The sequence below is a fragment of the Dactylosporangium sp. NPDC049140 genome, from assembly GCF_040648435.1.
In genome coordinates, this window is record NZ_JBEZDS010000003.1 from 173,353 (window position 1) to 192,116 (window position 18,764).

Annotated in this window: 15 protein-coding genes; 9 read left to right on the forward strand and 6 right to left on the reverse strand. The window is 70.7% G+C overall.

The features are described from left to right. Positions 1 to 5 precede the first annotated feature (5 nt). Positions 6 to 1,205, reverse strand: coding sequence for a sugar efflux transporter (locus tag AB0B76_RS07065; protein WP_360370688.1), 1,200 nt, complete (start codon positions 1,203 to 1,205; stop codon positions 6 to 8). 113 nt (positions 1,206 to 1,318) lie between these two features. On the opposite strand from AB0B76_RS07065, the gene AB0B76_RS07070 reads away from it, so the two are divergent. Beyond that, positions 1,319 to 1,783, forward strand: coding sequence for an SRPBCC family protein (locus AB0B76_RS07070; RefSeq protein ID WP_360370690.1), 465 nt, complete (start codon positions 1,319 to 1,321; stop codon positions 1,781 to 1,783). Positions 1,784 to 1,847: 64 nt separating this feature from the next. Here the strand turns inward: AB0B76_RS07070 and AB0B76_RS07075 are convergent, their stop codons facing one another. Then, the gene (locus AB0B76_RS07075) at positions 1,848 to 2,294 is read right to left on the reverse strand and encodes a hemerythrin domain-containing protein (RefSeq protein ID WP_360370693.1); all 447 of its coding nucleotides are present in this window, start codon (positions 2,292 to 2,294) and stop codon (positions 1,848 to 1,850) included. 254 nt (positions 2,295 to 2,548) lie between these two features. On the opposite strand from AB0B76_RS07075, the gene AB0B76_RS07080 reads away from it, so the two are divergent. The 8 genes from AB0B76_RS07080 to AB0B76_RS07115 all read left to right on the forward strand — a co-directional run bounded on the left by AB0B76_RS07080 (position 2,549) and on the right by AB0B76_RS07115 (position 14,053). After that, positions 2,549 to 3,382: an SDR family oxidoreductase gene (locus tag AB0B76_RS07080; RefSeq protein ID WP_360370695.1), complete on the forward strand. Its 834-nt coding sequence runs from the start codon at positions 2,549 to 2,551 to the stop codon at positions 3,380 to 3,382. A gap of 67 nt (positions 3,383 to 3,449) precedes the next feature. Beyond that, complete coding sequence (locus AB0B76_RS07085) at positions 3,450 to 3,722, forward strand: DUF4235 domain-containing protein (RefSeq protein ID WP_360370698.1); 273 nt, start codon at positions 3,450 to 3,452, stop codon at positions 3,720 to 3,722. A 321-nt stretch (positions 3,723 to 4,043) separates the two neighbouring features. Beyond that, the gene (locus AB0B76_RS07090) at positions 4,044 to 5,411 is read left to right on the forward strand and encodes an extracellular solute-binding protein (protein ID WP_360370701.1); all 1,368 of its coding nucleotides are present in this window, start codon (positions 4,044 to 4,046) and stop codon (positions 5,409 to 5,411) included. 30 nt (positions 5,412 to 5,441) lie between these two features. Beyond that, positions 5,442 to 6,350: a sugar ABC transporter permease gene (locus tag AB0B76_RS07095; RefSeq protein WP_360371639.1), complete on the forward strand. Its 909-nt coding sequence runs from the start codon at positions 5,442 to 5,444 to the stop codon at positions 6,348 to 6,350. A gap of 10 nt (positions 6,351 to 6,360) precedes the next feature. Further along, positions 6,361 to 7,242 (forward strand): carbohydrate ABC transporter permease, encoded by an 882-nt coding sequence (locus AB0B76_RS07100; RefSeq protein WP_360370704.1) that lies wholly within the window; start codon positions 6,361 to 6,363, stop codon positions 7,240 to 7,242. A 50-nt stretch (positions 7,243 to 7,292) separates the two neighbouring features. Further along, on the forward strand, positions 7,293 to 9,584 hold the full coding sequence (locus AB0B76_RS07105) for a choice-of-anchor D domain-containing protein (protein ID WP_360370707.1): 2,292 nt from the start codon (positions 7,293 to 7,295) through the stop codon (positions 9,582 to 9,584). An 18-nt stretch (positions 9,585 to 9,602) separates the two neighbouring features. Beyond that, the gene (locus AB0B76_RS07110; RefSeq protein WP_360370710.1) at positions 9,603 to 12,422 is read left to right on the forward strand and encodes a carbohydrate-binding protein; all 2,820 of its coding nucleotides are present in this window, start codon (positions 9,603 to 9,605) and stop codon (positions 12,420 to 12,422) included. Between the two features lie 26 nt (positions 12,423 to 12,448). Next, entirely contained in the window at positions 12,449 to 14,053 is a 1,605-nt protein-coding gene (locus AB0B76_RS07115) for a glycoside hydrolase family 13 protein (protein ID WP_360370713.1), read from the forward strand. Positions 14,054 to 14,114: 61 nt separating this feature from the next. Here the strand turns inward: AB0B76_RS07115 and AB0B76_RS07120 are convergent, their stop codons facing one another. From AB0B76_RS07120 to AB0B76_RS07135, 4 genes are all read right to left on the reverse strand, one after another. Then, positions 14,115 to 14,873: a hypothetical protein gene (locus tag AB0B76_RS07120; RefSeq protein ID WP_360370716.1), complete on the reverse strand. Its 759-nt coding sequence runs from the start codon at positions 14,871 to 14,873 to the stop codon at positions 14,115 to 14,117. A gap of 16 nt (positions 14,874 to 14,889) precedes the next feature. Then, positions 14,890 to 15,810 carry a DNA-processing protein DprA gene (locus tag AB0B76_RS07125; protein WP_360370719.1) on the reverse strand — a complete coding sequence of 307 codons (921 nt, stop codon included), beginning with the start codon at positions 15,808 to 15,810 and terminating at the stop codon, positions 14,890 to 14,892. A gap of 141 nt (positions 15,811 to 15,951) precedes the next feature. Beyond that, complete coding sequence (locus tag AB0B76_RS07130) at positions 15,952 to 16,401, reverse strand: YkvA family protein (RefSeq protein WP_360370722.1); 450 nt, start codon at positions 16,399 to 16,401, stop codon at positions 15,952 to 15,954. A 65-nt stretch (positions 16,402 to 16,466) separates the two neighbouring features. Next, a complete protein-coding gene (locus AB0B76_RS07135) occupies positions 16,467 to 18,683 on the reverse strand; it encodes a ricin-type beta-trefoil lectin domain protein (RefSeq protein ID WP_360370725.1) in 2,217 nt (738 codons plus the stop codon). Positions 18,684 to 18,764 lie beyond the last annotated feature (81 nt).

Genomic DNA, 18,764 nt, shown 5'->3' on the forward strand with positions numbered 1-18,764 from the left:
TCCCGTCACGTGCGCGGGCGGGAGCTGCGGACCGCGAGCAGCAGCAGACCGCCCGCGCACAGTGCGGTGCCGATGGCGTACGCGCTGCGGTACCCGAAGTGCGCCGCGATGCCCAGGATCGAGCCGGCGAACATCGCGCCGACCGGGAACGTGTTGGTGTACAGCGTCGTGGCGTGCCCGGGCCGGCCCGGCATCATGTCCTGCACGTAGGTGATCCCGACGCCCGAGATCGCGGAGATGAAGACGGCGTTGAGCGGCTGGGCCGCGATGAGCACCCACAGGCTCGAGGCCGACCACGCGACCGCCTCGTAGGCGATCCCGGCCACGGCGCCCATCAGGATCAGGGTGCGTACCTTGAACCGGGTGGTCAGGGCGCCCAGGCCGAGCATGAGCGGGATCTCCAGCGCCGCGCACAGGCCCAGCACCAGGCCCGCCGCCGACGCGTCCCGGTGCAGGTCCCGGTCGATGAACAACGGCAGCGCCTGCACGCCGAGCGTCATCGGCACCTGGAGCAGCACGAACGCGGCCACGGTGAGCGCGAGCACCAGGCGGGGCACGGCGAGCGGCGACGCGTCCTCCTCGGTGTTCTCCCGCCGCGGCGGCGCGAGGTCCTCGAGGCGCAGCGTGGCCACCAGGGCCGCGATGCCGTACAGGGCGGCGGCGGTGCCGTACAGCAGCCCGAAGCCGCCGGCGTCAAGCAGCACCGCGGCGAGGGCCGGGCCGCCGACCCAGGCGAGCGAGAACACCGTGCGCATCGCGCTGATGCCCAGTGCCGCGCGGCCCGGGCTGTCGCGCTCGAGGACCTGCCGGGCGTACGCGAACGTCTGCGGGAACAGCGAGCCGGACAGCGCGGTCGCGGTCACCGTGAGCCCCAGCAGCACCCAGTAGTCGCGCACGAACGCGGTGACCCCGGTGCCGGCCATGCCCGCGAGGGCCGCGCCGACGAGGATCCGGCGGCGGTACGGGCCGCGGTCCGACAGCCGGCCGACGAGGGTCGTGACGAGCACCCCGGCCAGCGGCGCGGCGACGAGGAACGCGGTCACCTGGGCCGGCCCGGCGTGCACGTCGGTGTTGAGGAACAGCGCGAGGAACGGGTAGACCACCGCCGTGGACATGCCGACGGCCAGGAACATCAGCCCGAGCGGGATCAGGGCCGGGGTCAGGCCCCGCAGACCGGCGCGGGGCGGCCGGAGCGTGGTGGTCATGGCCGGCACTTTACCGGTCATGAGGCTCGGGTGGTTTCGTGACCGCGCTTACGTTTTCGCCGTGCTGTGCCGGGCACTCGAAAGGTGAAAGGGACACCGGCAAGGAGGTAGACATGAGCACGGTCACCGAGTCCATCGACGTACACGTCCCGGTGAACACGGCCTATGAGCAGTGGACCCAGTTCGAGTCCTTCCCGCAGTTCATGAGTGGCGTCGAGTCCATCCGCCAGATCGACGACCGGCACACCCACTGGGTGACGAAGGTCGCCGGCGTACGGCGCGAGTTCGACGCCGAGATCACCGAGCAGCACGCGGACGAGCGGATCGCCTGGAAGAGCACCGACGGCGACACCCGGCACGCGGGCGTCGTGACGTTCCACCGCCTCGGCGACACCGACACGCGGGTCACCGTCCAGCTCGACTGGCAGCCGCAGAACCTCACCGAGAAGGCAGGCAGCGCCATCGGCGCCGACTCGATGCAGGTGAAGGCCGACACCAAGCGCTTCAAGCAGTTCATCGAGGAGCGCGGTCAGGCCACCGGCACGTGGCGCGGTGACGTGCCCCGGCCCGGCCTCTGATCGGATCGAAACATGGACGAAGGCCCCGCCGCGTGGCGGGGCCTTCGTGTGTAAACGACACAAGCTAGCGGTTCTCGGCCGCCTCGAACACCGCCGTCATCCGCTGCAGTTCCTCGGACCCCACGGTCGCCCGCAGCCGCGTGAGCTCCTCGGCCTCCTCGTGCGCCACGTGCTCGAAGATGTCCGCGGCCAGCGCCGCGAGCCGATCGTCGAACCCGGGGTGCCCGACGCCGACGTCGTTCAGCTCGGCCAGCGCCCGCATGATCTCCGTCTCCTCCTCCAGGCGCGTGTCGACGACCCGGTGACCGTCGTCGCCGAGGGCCTGGCGTGCGGCCGGGTGGACGACCTGCTCCTCGGCGCTCTCGTGGATCGTCAGCAGCCGCACGAGCTCCTGGAACCGCTCGCGCTTCTGCTCGCCCTGCGCCGTGGCGACCTGGTTGAACAGGGCCTTGATGTCACTGTGCTGGGCCAGTAGGACGTCGACGACATCCCGCTGATGTACCTGCGTCACGGTGATCCCTCCTTGTCGTCCTCGGCCCTCCAATACCCGCGAACCCGCCGACGGCGTCTTTGTTTTCGGGTGATCCACCGGGGCATTCGGCCCGGCGTGAAAGCGGTGGTCCGGAGAAGGACGGCACGGTCAAGGTGCTGCTGAAGCCGTGACCGGAGACGGGGGTCAGGCCAGGCGGCGGCGCAGGAAGCTCAGCGCGCGGACCCGCGAGGAGGTTCCGTTTCGCGCCGGGGGCGCCGGGTAACGGTCGCGGCATGTCCGAACCTCAGCAACAGCCACCGGGCACCCTCGGCGCGATGGTCAACAAGCCCGACCACGGCGAGGAGACCTACCGCGGCAGCGGCCGGCTCAACGGCAAGGCGGCCGTCATCACCGGTGGCGACAGCGGTATCGGCCGCGCGGTCGCGATCGCCTACGCGCGCGAGGGCGCCGACGTGCTCATCTCCTACCTCGACGAGCACGACGACGCGCGCGACACGGCGAGGTACGTCGAGGCCGAGGGCCGCAAGGCCGTCCTGGTGCCGGGCGACCTTGCCGACCGGGCGACGTGCGAGGCCGTGGTGAGCGCGGCCGTGCAGGAGTTCGGGCGCATCGACGTGCTGGTCAACAACGCGGCATACCAGATGAGCCACGAGAGCGTCGAGGAGATCAGCGACGAGGAGTGGACGCGGACCTTCGACATCAACATCCACGCCATGTTCCGGCTCGTGAAGGCCGCGCTGCCGAACCTGGCGGAGGGGGCGGCCATCATCAACACGAGCTCGGTGAACTACGACATGCCGAAGCCGGCGCTGCTGCCGTACGCCACCACGAAGGGGGCCATCGCGAACTTCACCGCGGGCCTGGCCCAGATGCTGGGCGGGCGCGGCATCCGCGTGAACGCGGTCGCGCCGGGGCCGATCTGGACCCCGCTCATCCCGTCGACGATGCCGCCGGAGCAGGTCGCGGAGTTCGGGGAGAACACCCCGCTCGGCCGGCCGGGCCAGCCCGCCGAGGTGGCGCCGGTCTACGTGCTGCTCGCCGCCGACGCGGGCAGCTACATCTCCGGCGCGGTCGTCCCGGTCACGGGGGGCAAGCCGATCCTCTGAGCGGCCGCCGCGTTTGGCCGGGTCACGGGCCGGGCAACCGGTCCCCGGGACCCTGTGGGAGGCATCGATGAGTGGAAAGATGGCGAAGCTGGCCTACAAGCCGGTCGGGATCCTGCTCGGCGCCGCGGCCGGGGCCGCCGCCGGGCTGGTCTTCAAGCAGGTGTGGAAGGCCGCCGGGCACGACGACGACGTGCCCAACGCCACCGACGAGGAGCGCGGCTGGGGCGAGATCCTGCTCGCGGCGGCGCTGCAGGGTGCCATCTTCGCGGTCGTGAGGGCCGCGGTGGACCGGGCCGGCGCGGTCGGCGTGCGGCGCGCGACGGGCTACTGGCCCGGCTGAGCACGGTTGTCAGGAAACGGCGGCGAGGGTCAACCTCGCCGCCGTTTTTCGTGTGCAATGGCTTGCGATCATGGCCGCAAAAATTGCGCAAGAAGGCGACGGCGCTTGCCATCGGGAATGGTTGCGGCGAGGCCGGATGGCGCGCGAACTACCTGCACAAACGCTGGCCCAGGGCAATGGAAAGCCGCATTGACGGCCCGCCGTCCTTGTCGAGTTTTTGCAACAAACTCTGGACTTCTAGCGCGGGCGGTCGTACTGTCTGCGACACCGAAACGAAACACAATCCTTCCCCGCATCCCGTCCGCCTGAAGGGATTGATAGATGTCGATAAAAGCACTCCGCGTGGCGCTCGTCGTCGCGCTCGCGGCCTCGCTCGCCGCGTGCGGTGACAGCAAGGACGACGCCTCCGCCGGGGGTCCGACGACGATCGTCGTGGACTGCCCGCCCCAGAAGACCGACAACGGCGGCAAGTCGTTGCAGCTGTGGAACGACGACGTCGCCGCGTTCCAGAAGGCCCACCCCGGCGTCACCGTGAAGACCGTCTCCGTCGGCAGCCAGTGCAACAACCCGGCGGACTTCACCGCGCGGCTGCAGGGCGGCACGCAGGCCGACCTGTTCTACGGGTACATGACCGACCTGGACCAGGTCCTGGACGCCGACGCGGCCGAGGACATCACGAAGTACATCACCGCCGACACGGTGCCGAACTGGGACAAGCTGCTGCCGGCCATCAAGGACCCGTTCGTCGAGAACGGGAAGGCCTACGGCCTCGGCTACGCCGGCTACGGCCTCGGCCTCGTCGTCAACAAGAAGCTGTTCCAGCAGGCCGGCCTCGACCCGAGCAAGCCGCCGGCGACCTGGCAGGAGGTCGCCGCGGCGGCCAGGAAGATCAGCGCGCTGGGCAACGGCATCGCGGGCTACCAGGAGTACAGCGCGGGCAACACCGGCGGCTGGCACTTCTCGGCGGCGCTGTACTCCCGCGGCGGCTCGGTCGTCAGCGCCGACGGCAAGAAGGCCGCGTTCAACACCGCCGAGGGCAAGGCGGTGCTGCAGAACCTCCACGACATGCGGTTCACCGACAACAGCGTCGGGGAGAAGCAGCTGCTGCAGTGGGCCGACCTGCTCACCAACGCCGGCGCCGGCAAGGTCGGCATGTACATCGGCGCCCCCGACACGATCAAGGCCATCGTCACCCAGTTCAAGGGCACGTACGAGGACTGGGCGATCGGCCCGATGCCCGGCGACGGCGGGCCGGCCAAGTCCACGCTCGGCGGCGGCTCCGGGTACTTCTTCAAGAAGGGCCTCACCCCGGCCCAGATCAAGGCCGGCCTGCAGTGGGTGACGTTCGAGAAGCTCACGCCCGGCCAGGGCGACTTCAACTACGTCGCCCAGAAGGGCATGGGGGTGCCCGTCGGCCTGCCCGAGCCGCTCATCTGGACGCCCGGCAGCGACGTGCAGAAGCAGGACGACGAGCTCAAGAAGGCCAACAGCAACCTGAACCTGGCCGACTACGCGCCGTACGCCAACAGCCCGGTGACCATCAAGGCCGAACCGGGCCGGGCGCAGGCGATCTACGCCGTGCTCGACGCCGCCATGTCCGCCGTGCTCACCCAGCCCGGCGCCGACATCAACGGCCTGCTGGCCACGGCCGAGCAGAAGGTCAACACGATCCTGTCCCAGGAGGCCTGAGTGGACGGCGCGGTCCGGCTCGAAGGCGCGGTGCGACCGGCCCGCGCCATCCCGAAGGCCCAGGGGCTCTGGCAACGGCGCCTCGTGCACAACCTGACCGGGCACGGCTTCCTCGCCGGGGCGGTGGTGTGCTTCGCGTTCTTCTCGTGGTACCCGATGGTCCGCGAGTTCGTGATGAGCTTCCAGCGCACCCGGCGCGGGGTCACCACCTGGGTCGGCACGGACAACTACGTGCGCCTCTGGCACGATCCCAGCTTCGCCGCGGCGTGGCGCAACACCGCGATGTTCACCGTGCTGGCCCTGATCGTGGGGTACGCGCTGCCGTTCTTCATCGCCGTGCTGCTCAACGAGCTGCGCCACGCCCGCGGCTACCTGCGGGCCCTGGTGTACCTGCCGGTGATGCTCCCGCCCGCGTCGGCCCTGCTGCTGTTCCGCTACGCCTACGATCCGGGCGCCGGCGGCATCTTCAACTACCTGCTGCAGGCCGTGCACCTGCCCACCTCGCAGTGGGTGCAGTCGACCACGATGACCCAGCCGTCGCTGGTCATCGCCTCCACCTGGATGAACGTCGGCAGCTCGATCCTGGTGTACCTCGCGGCGCTGCAGAGCATCCCCGGGGAGCTGTACGAGGCGGCCGAGCTCGACGGGGCCGGCGTGCTGCGGCGGCTGTGGCACGTCACCGTGCCGCAGACCCGGCTCATCCTGTCGCTGATGTTCCTGCTGCAGGTCGTGGCGACCATGCAGGTGTTCATCGAGCCGTTGATCCTGGCCGGCGGGGCCGGCGTCGAGGACTCGGCGACGTCGGTGGTCTACCTGATGTACCAGCACGCGTTCAAGCAGAACGACCTCAACGGCGCCGCCGCCCTCGGCGTCATGCTGATGGTCGTCCTGGCCGGCTTCTCGGTCGCCTACGCGCGGCTGAGCCCGAAGCAGGATTGAGGGGTACCCCATGGACACCGCCGCCCGCACCCTGATCTCCCCGGCCCGGCTGCGGCGCCCGGCCGCGCGCCGCGCCTACTGGGCGATCGTCGTGCTCGTCGTGGTGCTCTTCACCGTCGTGTTCACCGGCCCGCTGTACTGGATGGTGACCGGCGCGCTGAAGTCCGGCCCGGAGGTGGCCCAGGTCCCGCCGACGCTGTTCCCGCAGGACCCGCGGCCCGGCAACTACGCCGAGGCCTGGACCGCCCTGAGCCTCGGCCGGCTGCTGCTCAACACGGTCTGGTACGCGTTCGGAGCCCTCGCCTTCCAGCTGGTCTTCGACGTGGCCGCCGCCTACGCGTTCTCCAAGCTGCGCCCGGTGTTCGGCAACGGCCTGCTGGGGCTCATGCTGGCCACGCTCATGATCCCCTCGACGGTGCTGGTGATCCCGCAGTACGTCACCGTCATCGACCTGCCGCTGGTGCACTGGAACATGGTCGACTCGCCGTGGGCGATCTGGCTGCCCGCGGTCACCAACGCCTTCAACATCTTCCTGCTCAAGCGGTTCTTCGACTCGATCCCGCAGGACCTCATGGCCGCGGCCGCCATCGACGGCGCCGGCCCGCTGCGCACGCTGTGGTCGATCGTGCTGCCGATCTCCCGGCCGATCCTCGGCGTCGTGTCCATCTTCTCGGTCACGGCCATCTGGAAGGACTTCCTGTGGCCGCTGCTGGTGGAGCCCTCGGCCGACCACCGGACCGTCAACGTCGGCATCTACGCCTTCTCGCAAGGGCTCACCCAGAACGTCGTCATCGCCGGCGCCGTCATCGCCGCCGTCCCGACCGTCGTGTTCTTCCTCATCTTCCAGAAGAACATCATGTCCGGCCTCACCACCGGCAGCCTGAAGGGCTGAAGTCTCCCATGTCACGTCGCTTGGTTGCGGCGGCGATCTTCGCTGCCGTCATGCTGTACCCCGTCCCGGCCTCCGCCGCGGTCAGCCCGCCGGGCGCCGAGGTTCCGTTCACCACCTACGAGGCCGAGTCCGCGGCCACCGACGGCGCTCGCGTCGGCCCCTCGGTCGCCTTCACCCAGCTCGCCGCCGAGGCCTCGGGCCGCCGCGCGGTCGCCCTGCGCGCCGGGCAGTGGGTCGAGTTCACGCTCAGGGCCCGCGCCGACGCGGTGAACGTGCGCTACTCGGTCCCCGACGGCAGCGCCGACTCGAAGCTGCGCGTGTCGACCGGGGCCGAGCTGGGCCTGACCGCCCGCTACTCGCACGTGTACGGCAACTACCCGTTCACGAACAACCCGGCCGACGGCGGCGAGCACCACTACTTCGACGACGTCCACGCCCGGCTCGGCCGCACCCTGCCCGCCGGCTCTCGCGTCCGGTTCACCGCCACCGCGCCGGTCGTCGTCGACCTCGCCGACTTCGAGCTCGCCGGCCCGCCCGCCGCGGCCCCGGCCGGCTTCCTCAGCGCCGCCGACTTCGGCGCCGACCCGAGCGGCGCCGCCGACGCCGGCCCCGCAATCCAGGCCGCCCTCGACGCCGGCTCGCAGCAGGGCCGGGGCGTGTGGATCCCGGCCGGCTCCTACCGCGTCCAGCAGCACCTGACCGTGAACAACGTGACCGTCCGCGGGGCCGGGCCGTGGCACACCGTGCTGCGCGGCGCCGGCGCCGGGATCTTCGGCACCGGTAGCGCGGCCGTGCACCTGGCCGGCTTCGCGATCGCCGGGGACACCACGGTCCGCGACGACTCCACCTCGGACAGCGGGCTCGGCGGCACGATGGGCGGCGGGTCCACGGTGGACGACGTCTGGATCGAGCACACCAAGGTCGGCATGTGGTTCGACGGCCCCAGCGACGGGCTCACCGTCAGCCACGCCCGCATCCAGGACACCATGGCGGACGGCGTGAACCTGCACAACGGTGTCGCGCACACCGTCATCCGCGACACGTTCGTGCGCAACACCGGCGACGACGGGCTCGCCATGTGGTCCGACGCCAACGCCGACCACGACAACGCGTTCGTGCACGACACCGTGATCGCGCCCCTGCTGGCCAACGGGTTCGCGATCTACGGCGGCCGGGACAACGCGGTCACCGACAGCGTCGCCGCCGACACCGTGACCCAGGGCGGCGGCATCCACGTCGGCAACCGCTTCGGCGCCGTCCCGCTCGCCGGCACCACCACCATCGCCCGCAATGTGCTGCTGCGCACCGGGAACCTGGTGCCGAACCCGCCGGAGGAGGTCGCGGCGCTGTGGTTCTACGCCGCGGACGCCCCGATGACCGGCGCGATCGACGTGCACGACGTGTCCATCGTGGACAGCCCGTTCGCCGCCGTGCAGTTCTTCGGGCAGCGCATCGACAACGTGCGCCTCGACCGGGTCGCCATCGTGCGGCCCGGCACGTTCGCCCTGCAGCTGCAGGCGCCCGGCTCGGCCCGCCTGTCGTGGGTCGTCGCGACCGCCGGGTCCTACGACTGCGGGAGCGGCTTCGTCCTCGACCGCGGCCCCGGGAACCTCGGCTGGACCGCCACCCGCTGCGGCTTCCCGCCCGCCGGGGCACTGCGGCTGAGCGCCGACCGCCTCGACTTCGGCAACCAGGCCCTGCACACCGCCGGGTCGAGGACGTTCACCATCACCAACCCCGGCCCGGACCCGATCGCCGTCCGCGCGCTGCGGGCTCCGGCCGGGTACACCGCGACCGGCCCTTGCCAGAGCATTCCCGTCGGCGGCTCGTGCACGGTGACCGTCACCTTCGACCCCGGCCACGCCGGCGTCTACGCGGACCGGCTGACCATCGACAGCACCTCGCCGGCCGGGCCCTACGTGGTCGCCGTCCGCGGTGTCGGCTTCGACCCCGACGGCAACCTCGCGCTCGGCCAGCAGATCACGTCGAGCTCGCAGGCGCTGTCCTGGCTCACCCCGGCCAACCTGGTCGACGGCGACCCCGGCACCTACTTCGAGTCGGCCAACAATGCCTTCCCGCAGACCGTCACGCTCGACCTCGGCGACTCCCGCACCGTCGACCGGCTCGTGCTCAAGCTGCCCGCGAACTGGGGCGCCCGCACGGAGACGATCGCCGTCGACGGCGTGGTGCCGGCCGCCGGCTACACGCTCGACCCCGCCACCGGCAACGCGGTCACCATCACCTTCCCGCCCACCACGCTGCGCACCATCACGCTGACCTTCACCGGCAACACCGGCTGGCCGGCCGCGCAGCTGTCCGAGCTCGAGGTCTACGCGCACTAACCGAAGGGAGGACACCCCATGCAACGACGACTGATCGCCGTGGCGGCCGCCACCGCCACCGTCATCGTGGGCGCCGCCATCGCCCTCGTCGCCCGCCCCGCCGACGCGGCCACCGCCACCTACCAGGCCGAGTCCGCGGCCCTGGCCGGCGGTGCCGCCGTCGCCACCGACCACAGTGGATACACCGGCACCGGGTTCGTCGGCGGGTACACCGACGGCAACAAGGGCAACGCCGCCACCACGTTCACCGTCGCCGCCGGCAACCAGCTCGCGCTGCGGTACGCCAACGGCACGGGCTCCGCCAAGACCCTGTCGCTGTACGTCGGCGGCGTGAAGCTGCGCCAGATCACCCTCGCCGCCACCGCGAACTGGGACACCTGGGCGACGGCCACCGAGCCCGTTTCGCTCACCGGGGCGAGCAACGCGGTGGCGTACCGCTTCGACAGCACCGACTCCGGCAACGTCAACCTCGACAGCGTCACGGTGTCGAGCGCGGCCTCGAGCGGGCTGGAGGCCGAGTCCGCGGCCCTGTCCGGCGGGGCCGCCGTGGCCACCGACCACAGCGGATACACCGGTACCGGGTTCGTCGGCGGGTACACCGACGCCAACAAGGGCAACGCGGCGACCACGTTCACGGTGCCGGCGACGTCGTCGCTGACGCTGCGGTACGCCAACGGCACCGGTGCGGCGATGACCCTGTCGCTGTACGTCAACGGGGCCAGGCTGCGCCAGATCTCCCTGCCGGCGACCGCGAACTGGGACACGTGGGCGACGGCGACCGAGTCCGTGTCGCTGACGGCCGCGAGCAACACCGTGGCGTACAGGTTCGACTCCACCGACTCCGGCAACGTCAACCTGGACAATCTGACCGTCGCAGAGGCGCCCACCCCGCCGACGCCCGGCGCCTTCGAGGCCGAGACCGCCTTCTTCTCCGGCGGCCCGAGCGTCACGGGCGGGTACCTCACCGGCTTCACGACCGTCGGCGCCCGCGTCATCGTGTCCGTGAACGCTCCGGCCGCCGGCTCGCGCACGGTCTCGCTGCAATACCGCAACACGACCGGGGCGGCGCGGACGCTCTCGCAGTACATCAACGGCATCAAGGCCGCCCAGGTGAGCCTGCCGGCCGGGTCGGGCGCGCTCACCGCCACCCAGACGGTGACCCTGCGGGCCGGGCTCAACCTGATCGGCTGGCAGGTCGACAGCGGCGACACCGGCGGGGTCGACATCGACTCGGTCGGCGTCACCGGCGGCGTGGCCCTCGCCGCGCGCGGGGCGACGCTGCCCTACACCGAGTACCGCGCCGCCGACGCCACCACCAACGGCACGAAGCTCGCCGCCAGCCGCACCTATCTCACGATGGCGAGCGAGGCCACCGGCCGCCAGGCCGTCCAGCTCACCGGCACCGGCCAGTACGTGCAGTTCACGCTGACGAAGCCGGCCAACGCCCTCACGGTCCGGTACTCCATCCCGGACGGCGGCGCCGCGCCGATCTCGCTGTACGCGAACGGCACGCACGTCAAGGACATCACGCTCACCGCGCGGTACTCGTGGGTGTACGGCGCCTACCCCTACACGAACGACCCGGCGCAGGGCTCCGCGCACCATTTCTTCGACGAGGTCCGCGCCACCATCGGCGACTGGCCCGCCGGCACCGTCCTGAAGCTGCAGAAGGACGCGACCGACACGGCGAGCTCGTACACCATCGACGTCGTCGACGCCGAGCAGGCCGCGGCCGCCTACACCATGCCGGCGAACTTCGTGCCGATCGGCAACTACGGGGCGACCTCCGGCGACGGTACCGACGACACAAATGCTTTCAACAGCGCGGTCTCGGCCGCCCGGTCGGCCGGCAAGGGCGTGTGGATCCCGGCCGGCACCTTCGACATCACGAGCCGGATCAACCTCGCGGGCGTCGCCGTGCGGGGCGCCGGGCAGTGGTACACCACCGTGAAGGGCCGCAACGGCAAGGGCGGGCTCTTCGCCACCGGCTCCGGGGTCACCGTCGCCGACCTGACCATCGCCGGCGACGTCACGTACCGCGACGACGCGAACTTCGACACCGGCATCGAGGGCAACTTCGGCACCGGCTCGCTGCTGTTCGACGTGCGCATCGAGCACACCAAGGTCGGCATGTGGATCGACTCCGGCACCAACGGGCTCTACGCCGCCGGGATCCGCATCGCCGGCACGTTCGCCGACGGCGTCAACCTGCACGCCAACGTGCAGAACACCCGGGTCGACCAGTCGGCCGTGCGCAACACCGGCGACGACGCCCTGGCCATGTTCTCCGAGGGCACGGCCGTGACGAACTCGTCGTTCACGTTCGACACGGTGCAGACGCCGCTGCTGGCCAACGCGGTCGGCGTCTACGGCGGCAACGGCAACGTCGTCGCCGACAACCTCCTGTCGGACACCGTGACCGGCTCGGCCGGGATCGCCGTCAGCAGCCGCTTCGGCATCCCGTTCAGCGGCCCGACCACCGTCACCCGCAACACCCTCACCCGCACCGGCGGCTACGAGCCGAACTGGGCGACGAACCTCGGCGCGCTGTGGGTCTTCGCCGACCAGTCCGACATCACCACCCCGGTGACCGTCTCGAACAACACCATCGCCGACAGCACCTACCAGGCGGTGCTGCTCAGCTACGGCCACCGCATCGGCAACCTGCTGCTGGACCACGTCACCATCGCCGGCGCCGGCACCTGGGGCATCGACGTCTACAACGTCACCGGCGCCATGACCGCCAACTACGTGACCGTCACCGGAGCCGCATCGGGCGGCCTCAACAACCCGGGCGGTTACCCGATCACCCGCGGCCCGGGCAACTCGGGCTGGTAAATCACAACTCTGGGGAGTGCACTTCCATGGCTGGCAACGGCTGGTGGCGGACCGCCGCCATCTACCAGATCTACCTGCGCAGCTTCGCCGACGGGGACGGAGACGGCGTCGGCGACCTCGCCGGCCTCCGGTCGCGGCTGCCGTACCTGCGGGACCTGGGCGTCGACGCGCTCTGGCTGACGCCGTGGAACGTCTCCCCGATGGCCGACGGCGGCTACGACGTCGCCGACTACCGCGACATCGACCCGCTCTTCGGCACCCTCGCCGACGCCGAGCGGTTCCTGGCCGAGGCGCACGAGCAGGGCCTGCGGGTGCTCGTCGACCTCGTGCCGAACCACTGCTCGGACGCGCATCCGTGGTTCCGGGCGGCGCTGGCCGCGCCGCCCGGCGACCCGGCCCGGGAGCGCTTCTGGTTCCGCCCCGGCCGCGGCCCGTCGGGGGAGCGGCCGCCGAACGACTGGCGCTCGTACTTCGGCGGCCCGGCCTGGACCCGGGTCGCCGACGGCGAGTGGTACCTGCACATGTTCGCCCCGCAGCAGCCGGAGCTCAACTGGGAGCACGCCGGCGTGCGGGCCGAGTTCGAGGACGTGCTGCGGTTCTGGTTCGACCGCGGCGTGGACGGCTTCCGCATCGACGTCGCCCACGGCCTCATGAAGACCCCGGGCCTGCCCGACGTGGGCGCCGTCCCGGACCCGGCCGACCTGCCCTACCAGGACCACGAGGGCGTCCACGAGATCTACCGCGCGTGGCGGCGCATCGCCGACTCGTACGAAGACCCGCGCGTCTTCGTGGGGGAGGTCTGGCTGCCGACGACGGCGCAGTTCGTGCGGTACCTGCGCCCGGACGAGCTGCACTCGGCGTTCAACTTCGAGTTCCTGTGCTGCGCCTGGGAGCCCAACGCGATCCGCAAGACGATCGACGACACCCTCGACACCCACCGCCTGGTCGGCGCCCCGCCCACCTGGGTCCTGTCCAACCACGACACGATCCGCCACGTGACCCGCTACGGCCGCGAGGACACGACGTTCGACCTGGGCAACCGCCGCCACGGCGCGTTCACCGACCCGGCCCTGGGTTACCGCCGGGCCCGAGCCGCGGCCCTGCTGACCCTGTCCCTGCCCGGCGGCGTGTACGTCTACCAGGGCGACGAGCTGGGTCTGGCCGAGGTGGAGGACATCCCCCAGGACCGCATCCAGGACCCGACGTGGGAACGCTCGGAGCACACCGACCGCGGCCGCGACGGCTGCCGCGTGCCGCTGCCCTGGTCGGGCGCCGAGCCGCCGTTCGGCTTCTCCCCGCCGGGCTCCGCACCGCCGTGGCTGCCACAGCCGCCGGCCTGGTCGACCCGGACGGTCGAGTCCCAGGAGCCCGACGCGTCCTCGATGCTGCGGCTGTACCGCGAGGCGCTGGCCATCCGCGGCGAGCGCCTGGTCACCCTGCCGGAGTCCATCACGTGGCTCACGAGCGACGACGGCGTCCTGTCCTTCCGCCGCGGCGAAGACTTCGCGTGCGTCGCGAACTTCACCACGACCCCGGCGCGCCTGCCGGCCCACACGGAGCTCCTGCTGACGAGCGAGCCGCTCGTGGGCGGGCTGCTCCCGGCGGACGGGTGCGCCTGGCTCGCCCTCTGAACGCCGACGGCGCCGGCGGCCCAGGTTGCCGGCGCCGCGGCGTCTCCACGTCCCGCACGAGTCAGGCCGCCGGGCACTCGTCGGTGGTGCATCGGCAGCATGCGTCGAACCGGAACGGCTCCGCGATGGCATAGCGCCAGACACGCTCGCAGTCACCGCAATGGGTCTGGTCGACCACTCGCCCCACCGCCAGGACGCCCACCGACTGCGCGCCGCCGCGTCGCAGGGCCGACGCGGCACTTTGCGTTCGCGCACCACTGGTGAACGTGTCCTCGACCAGGAGGACGCGTTGGTCCGAGAGGTCGTCGACGGTGACGAAGCCGCGGTCGGTGGCGCGGAGGCGCTCGATCCGCGCGTCACCGACCGCGAGCAGCTCGCGGTACAGCGGCCTGAGGATCGCTACCCGGTGTACGGCCGTCACGAGTGGGTGCACCCCGGTTCGGCCGCTGGTGCTCGGCACCGTGGTCACGACCGTGGGCTCGCCATTGACCAACCCGGTGACGCAGGCCCAGTGGGAGGCCAGGAAACGCGCGAGCGTTGCCGCGACAACGGCCCCGAGGTGCCGCCTGACTTGAGGATGCCTGCCGTCCTTGTAGTTCCGCAGGACGCTCCAGAGCTGGTCGGGCACCTCGTAGAACGAGATCGGCAGGGTCTCGGCCACGGGGAAGACCACCTGGCGAGTCGTCACCTTGCAGCTGTAACACAGCTGGTCATACGAGTGGACGCCGCGCTGGCACACCGAGCATATGCCGGTGCCTGCCGGCGGCACCCGCCGGAAGGCGGCGATGTAGGGGTCTGTGAAGTCCTCGGCGGCGGTCATACCTCATCCGTGAGGTCTAGAAACGCAGGGTCAGCTGCTCCGGCTCAGACGCGAGCTTCACCAGCACGTCCAGGACATCATCGAGCCGTCGTACCACCAGGACTCCCGGCCGCTCGGCATAGCGCCTTGCCCACTCCTGGGAGTCGACCAGCGACTCCAGCAGGAAGAGGCGCTTCCCGTGCTCCAAGGCCAGCCGAGCCTGCATCTTGGCGCCGCTGGTCGACGAGGCCTCGATGACGACGGTTCCCATTGCCATTCCGCTCATGACGACGTTGCGCATGGGAAAGTGGACCTGACGGGGCGGCGCGTCCGGCCAGAACTGCGACACCAGCGCCCCCCGGCCGCTGATCTCCTCGGCCAGGCGGCGATTCTCACCGGGGTAGGTGGGCTTCAGGATGCCGTGCCCCACCACCGCGACGGTTCTGCCGCGATCGACCTCGAGCGCCGCCGAGTGGGCGGCAGTATCGATCCCTCGGGCCAGGCCGGACAGAACGGTCACCCCGGCACTCGCGAGATCGCGGGACAGGCGTGCGGATCGGCGCAGGCCGTCCGGTGACGCGTCTCGCGTGCCGACCACGGCGATCGCGCGGAAGTCGCTCTCGCGCAAGTCGCCCTTGACCCAGATGAACGGCGGCTTGTTGTAGATCATCTGAAGGTTCACGGGATACTGCGGATCGAGGACGGTGAGGAGCTTGACTCCGTTGACCGTCGTACTCTCGATCAGCTCTCGGGCCCAGGCCAGATCGCCGGGCTCGATTCGTGCCAGCAGTTCGTCGGCAAGCTTCTGGTTCGGTGCGGCCAATGTCTTGGTGTGCCCGTCGAGGAGCCGAAGTGCGCTGCCGGCCTCCGAGATCACAGCTGCCGTCCGGTACCACTCGCGAGGAGACGCCTTCGTCAGCGCGAGCACGGCGGCCTGCTCTGCGGCGTGGTCGCCCATCTCACCTCCCTCGAACGCACGTTCGACAATGCTAGTCGGTCGTCGTGCAGTACGGTAGTGCCTCGCCACGGGGGCCGCTCGGACATGGACACAGCGCGTCGCGCCGAATCCCACACTCGACTCAGACGAGTTGCGGCTTGGTCAGGCGGGGCTGCGCAGGCCCGTCAGGCGGCACATGGCGGCGAAGCCGTCGTCGGTGCCCGGCCAGTGCGCGCGAACGGCGTCGAGGCCCGCGCGGCGGACGGTGGAGCGCAGCACCGCGGTCACGATGATGGCGTCGTCGGCGTAGCCGAGGACCGGGATGAAGTCCGGGATCAGGTCGATCGGCACGGCCAGGTACACCAGCAGCAGCCACAGGCGGACGCGCACGCCGCGGGGCAGGGTGCGGTCGCCCGCGAGGCGGCGCAGCAGCCGCAGGAGGTCGGGCAGGAGCCGTACCGCCTCGCGCAGCTCGAGCTTGCCCGGCTTGGCGGCGAGCAGCGCGGCGATGAGCGCGAGCCACACGACGACCAGCGCGAACCCGACACCGATCAGGGTTTGCAGCCACCACGGCACGGCCGGGATCTCCCTCGTCGTCGGGTGCGTTCCCACGACGATACAGCGCCGGCGGACGGCCGGCCCGATGCGCCGGGCCGGCCGCCGTTGCCGGGTGCGGGTTACGGGAAGTTGACCAGGTAGACGTTGTTGTTGCCGGAGTTCGCGGCCGCGCCGGTGTTGTTGATGACGTGGCTGATGGTGCCGACGCCGCCGAGGGAGACGACCGCCATGTCGTGGAACTTGACGCCGGCGACCGCGGGAACCTCGAACGCCCGGGCCGAGACGACGGCCGGGTTGACGTTGAAGTAGCAGTAGCTGCCCAGGCCCCACGCCTCGAAGGTGGTGACCCCCGAGGCCACCTTGATGGCCGGGTAGCCCTGCGTCGTGCCGTTCATCCAGGCCGCCTGGTTCGGCGGGTCGTAGGGCATCTCGTTCTGGAAGAAGATGATCCGGCCGTTGGCGCCGTTCCAGACCACCTCGTTCTTCTGGTAATGCTCGACGAACAGACCCGTCGCCAGGACGTTGTCGCCGTTGACGGTGAGGCCGTTGTCCGCGGTGTTCACCGTCCAGCCGATGCCGCTGCCGTGGTCGGCGCGCCAGGCCCAGGTGTGGTCGATGATCGTGTTGTTGGCGTTGACCACCAGGCTGTTGGTGGCCTTGCCGGCAACCATGCCGCCGATGCGGAAGAACACGTCCTGGACCGTGGTCGGGTTGCTCGCGTGGGCCACCGCCGTCTTCGCCGGGCCGACCTTGAGCAGCGTGTCACTGTTGGTGGTACCGGCGTCGAAGAGCAGGCCCTTGAGCCGCACGCCGTCGACGTCGGCGACGTCCATCGCGTTGACGCCGCCGTCGGGGATGATCGTCGGGTAGCCGATGCCGAGCACGACCGTGTTGGCCTTGGTCACGTGCAGCGTCTGGCTGACGTGGTAGACGCCCGGGGTGAAGAAGACGTTGCAGCCGTTCGCGAGGGCGGTGTTGATGGTCGCGGCGGAGTCACCGGGCTTGGCGACGTAGAAGGTGCTCATCGGCAGCGAGGTGCCCGGCGTCGACCCGCCGGCCCAGCTCGGCCCGGAGGCGTTCGTGCGCAGGGAGGGCAGGAACACGCGGTACTTGCCGGCGCCGTCGATGTAGAGGTAGGGCACGTCGCGGGAGACGGGTGTCGTGCCGAGCGTCGTGAAGCGCGGGCCGGCCGCGGCGGTGTTGAAGTTGTTCGCCGGGGCGCCGTTGGTGCCGGAGAAGACCATGTTCCAGTTGGACCCGCTCCAACTGCCCAGGGTGCTGTCCTTGGTGTACCACTGCTGCTGGGACGCGGACTCGACGTTGCCGTCCACCTTGGAGTCGGAGATGTAGCCGCCGCTGGCCCAGCCGTAGCTGGCCGGGAACAGGTTGAGCCCGCCGATGACGTGGATGCGCCGGTACGGGGCGGCCTGCGCGACGGCCCAGCGGTTGGTGCCGCCGAGGGTGTTGACCGACAGGTTCTCGGCGGAGCGCCAGAAGTTCTGGGTGGCGTTGCCGGCGTCGCTCGCGTTGAAGGCGTCGACCGTGACGGCGCCGTTGATGCGCACATCGTCGGGGTTCTGGCCGAGGCCGAGGATCGAGGTGTTGAAGCCGATGTTCGCGCCGACCGCGTACGGAGTGGTGCTCGGCTTGAACACCAGGGCGTCGCGGCGGGTCGCGAACTGGGCGGTCTGGGTGTCCTTCTGCGCGTTGAAGACCGAGTCCAGCGACGCCTGGATGGCCGCGTCGCTCATCGAGTGGTCGTAGATGTGCACGTTCGCGCCGAAGTCCGGGGTGTCCGAGTACGTCGGGCAGGTCCCCGCGGGCGGCGTCGTGGGCGGCGTCGTCGTGGTGATCGAGAACTTCTGGGCGCCGGTGCCGTTGCAGTCCCAGATCTGCAGGCGGGTCCCGTTGGCGGTGGCGCCGCTCGGCGAGTCGATACACCGGCCGGACTGCGGGTTCTTGATCGAGCCGTCGGCCTGCGCCGCCCACTGCTGGGCGCCGGTGCCGTTGCAGTCCCACAACTGCAGCTTGGTGCCGTTCGCGGTGCCGCCGCTGGTGACGTCGAGACACCGGCCGATCGTGGTCAGCGCGGTGCCGCTCCAGGTCCAGTGCTGGTCCGCGGCCGCGGCCTGGCAGTCCCACAACTGGGCGGCGGTGCCGTTGACGCCGGTGTCGTCACCCGAGATGTCGACGCATTTGCCACCGGGGCCGGTGATCGGGTTGCCGGTGACGGCGGCGTTGGCCGACCCGAGGGGTCCCGCCAGGCCGAACGCGACGACGGTCAATGCCGTCGCGGCCGGGAGTAGGCGACGGACGGTACGTGGTGTTAAGCGCATGGGCTGCCTGCCTTCGGGGTGATCTCGCCGGGCGCATCGAGGGCGGTGAGAGCGCTCTCAGCAAGTAGAAGCAGTGTTACT

Excerpts from the sequence above, each read along its gene's own strand:
- AB0B76_RS07065 (WP_360370688.1), bottom strand. The coding sequence starts at position 1,205 with ATGACCACCACGCTCCGGCCGCCCCGCGCCGGTCTGCGGGGCCTGACC.
- AB0B76_RS07070 (WP_360370690.1), top strand. The coding sequence starts at position 1,319 with ATGAGCACGGTCACCGAGTCCATCGACGTACACGTCCCGGTGAACACG.
- AB0B76_RS07080 (WP_360370695.1), top strand. The coding sequence starts at position 2,549 with ATGTCCGAACCTCAGCAACAGCCACCGGGCACCCTCGGCGCGATGGTC.
- AB0B76_RS07085 (WP_360370698.1), top strand. The coding sequence starts at position 3,450 with ATGAGTGGAAAGATGGCGAAGCTGGCCTACAAGCCGGTCGGGATCCTG.
- AB0B76_RS07090 (WP_360370701.1), top strand. The coding sequence starts at position 4,044 with ATGTCGATAAAAGCACTCCGCGTGGCGCTCGTCGTCGCGCTCGCGGCC.
- AB0B76_RS07100 (WP_360370704.1), top strand. The coding sequence starts at position 6,361 with ATGGACACCGCCGCCCGCACCCTGATCTCCCCGGCCCGGCTGCGGCGC.
- AB0B76_RS07105 (WP_360370707.1), top strand. The coding sequence starts at position 7,293 with ATGCTGTACCCCGTCCCGGCCTCCGCCGCGGTCAGCCCGCCGGGCGCC.
- AB0B76_RS07110 (WP_360370710.1), top strand. The coding sequence starts at position 9,603 with ATGCAACGACGACTGATCGCCGTGGCGGCCGCCACCGCCACCGTCATC.
- AB0B76_RS07115 (WP_360370713.1), top strand. The coding sequence starts at position 12,449 with ATGGCTGGCAACGGCTGGTGGCGGACCGCCGCCATCTACCAGATCTAC.
- AB0B76_RS07120 (WP_360370716.1), bottom strand. The coding sequence starts at position 14,873 with ATGACCGCCGCCGAGGACTTCACAGACCCCTACATCGCCGCCTTCCGG.
- AB0B76_RS07125 (WP_360370719.1), bottom strand. The coding sequence starts at position 15,810 with ATGGGCGACCACGCCGCAGAGCAGGCCGCCGTGCTCGCGCTGACGAAG.
- AB0B76_RS07135 (WP_360370725.1), bottom strand. The coding sequence starts at position 18,683 with ATGCGCTTAACACCACGTACCGTCCGTCGCCTACTCCCGGCCGCGACG.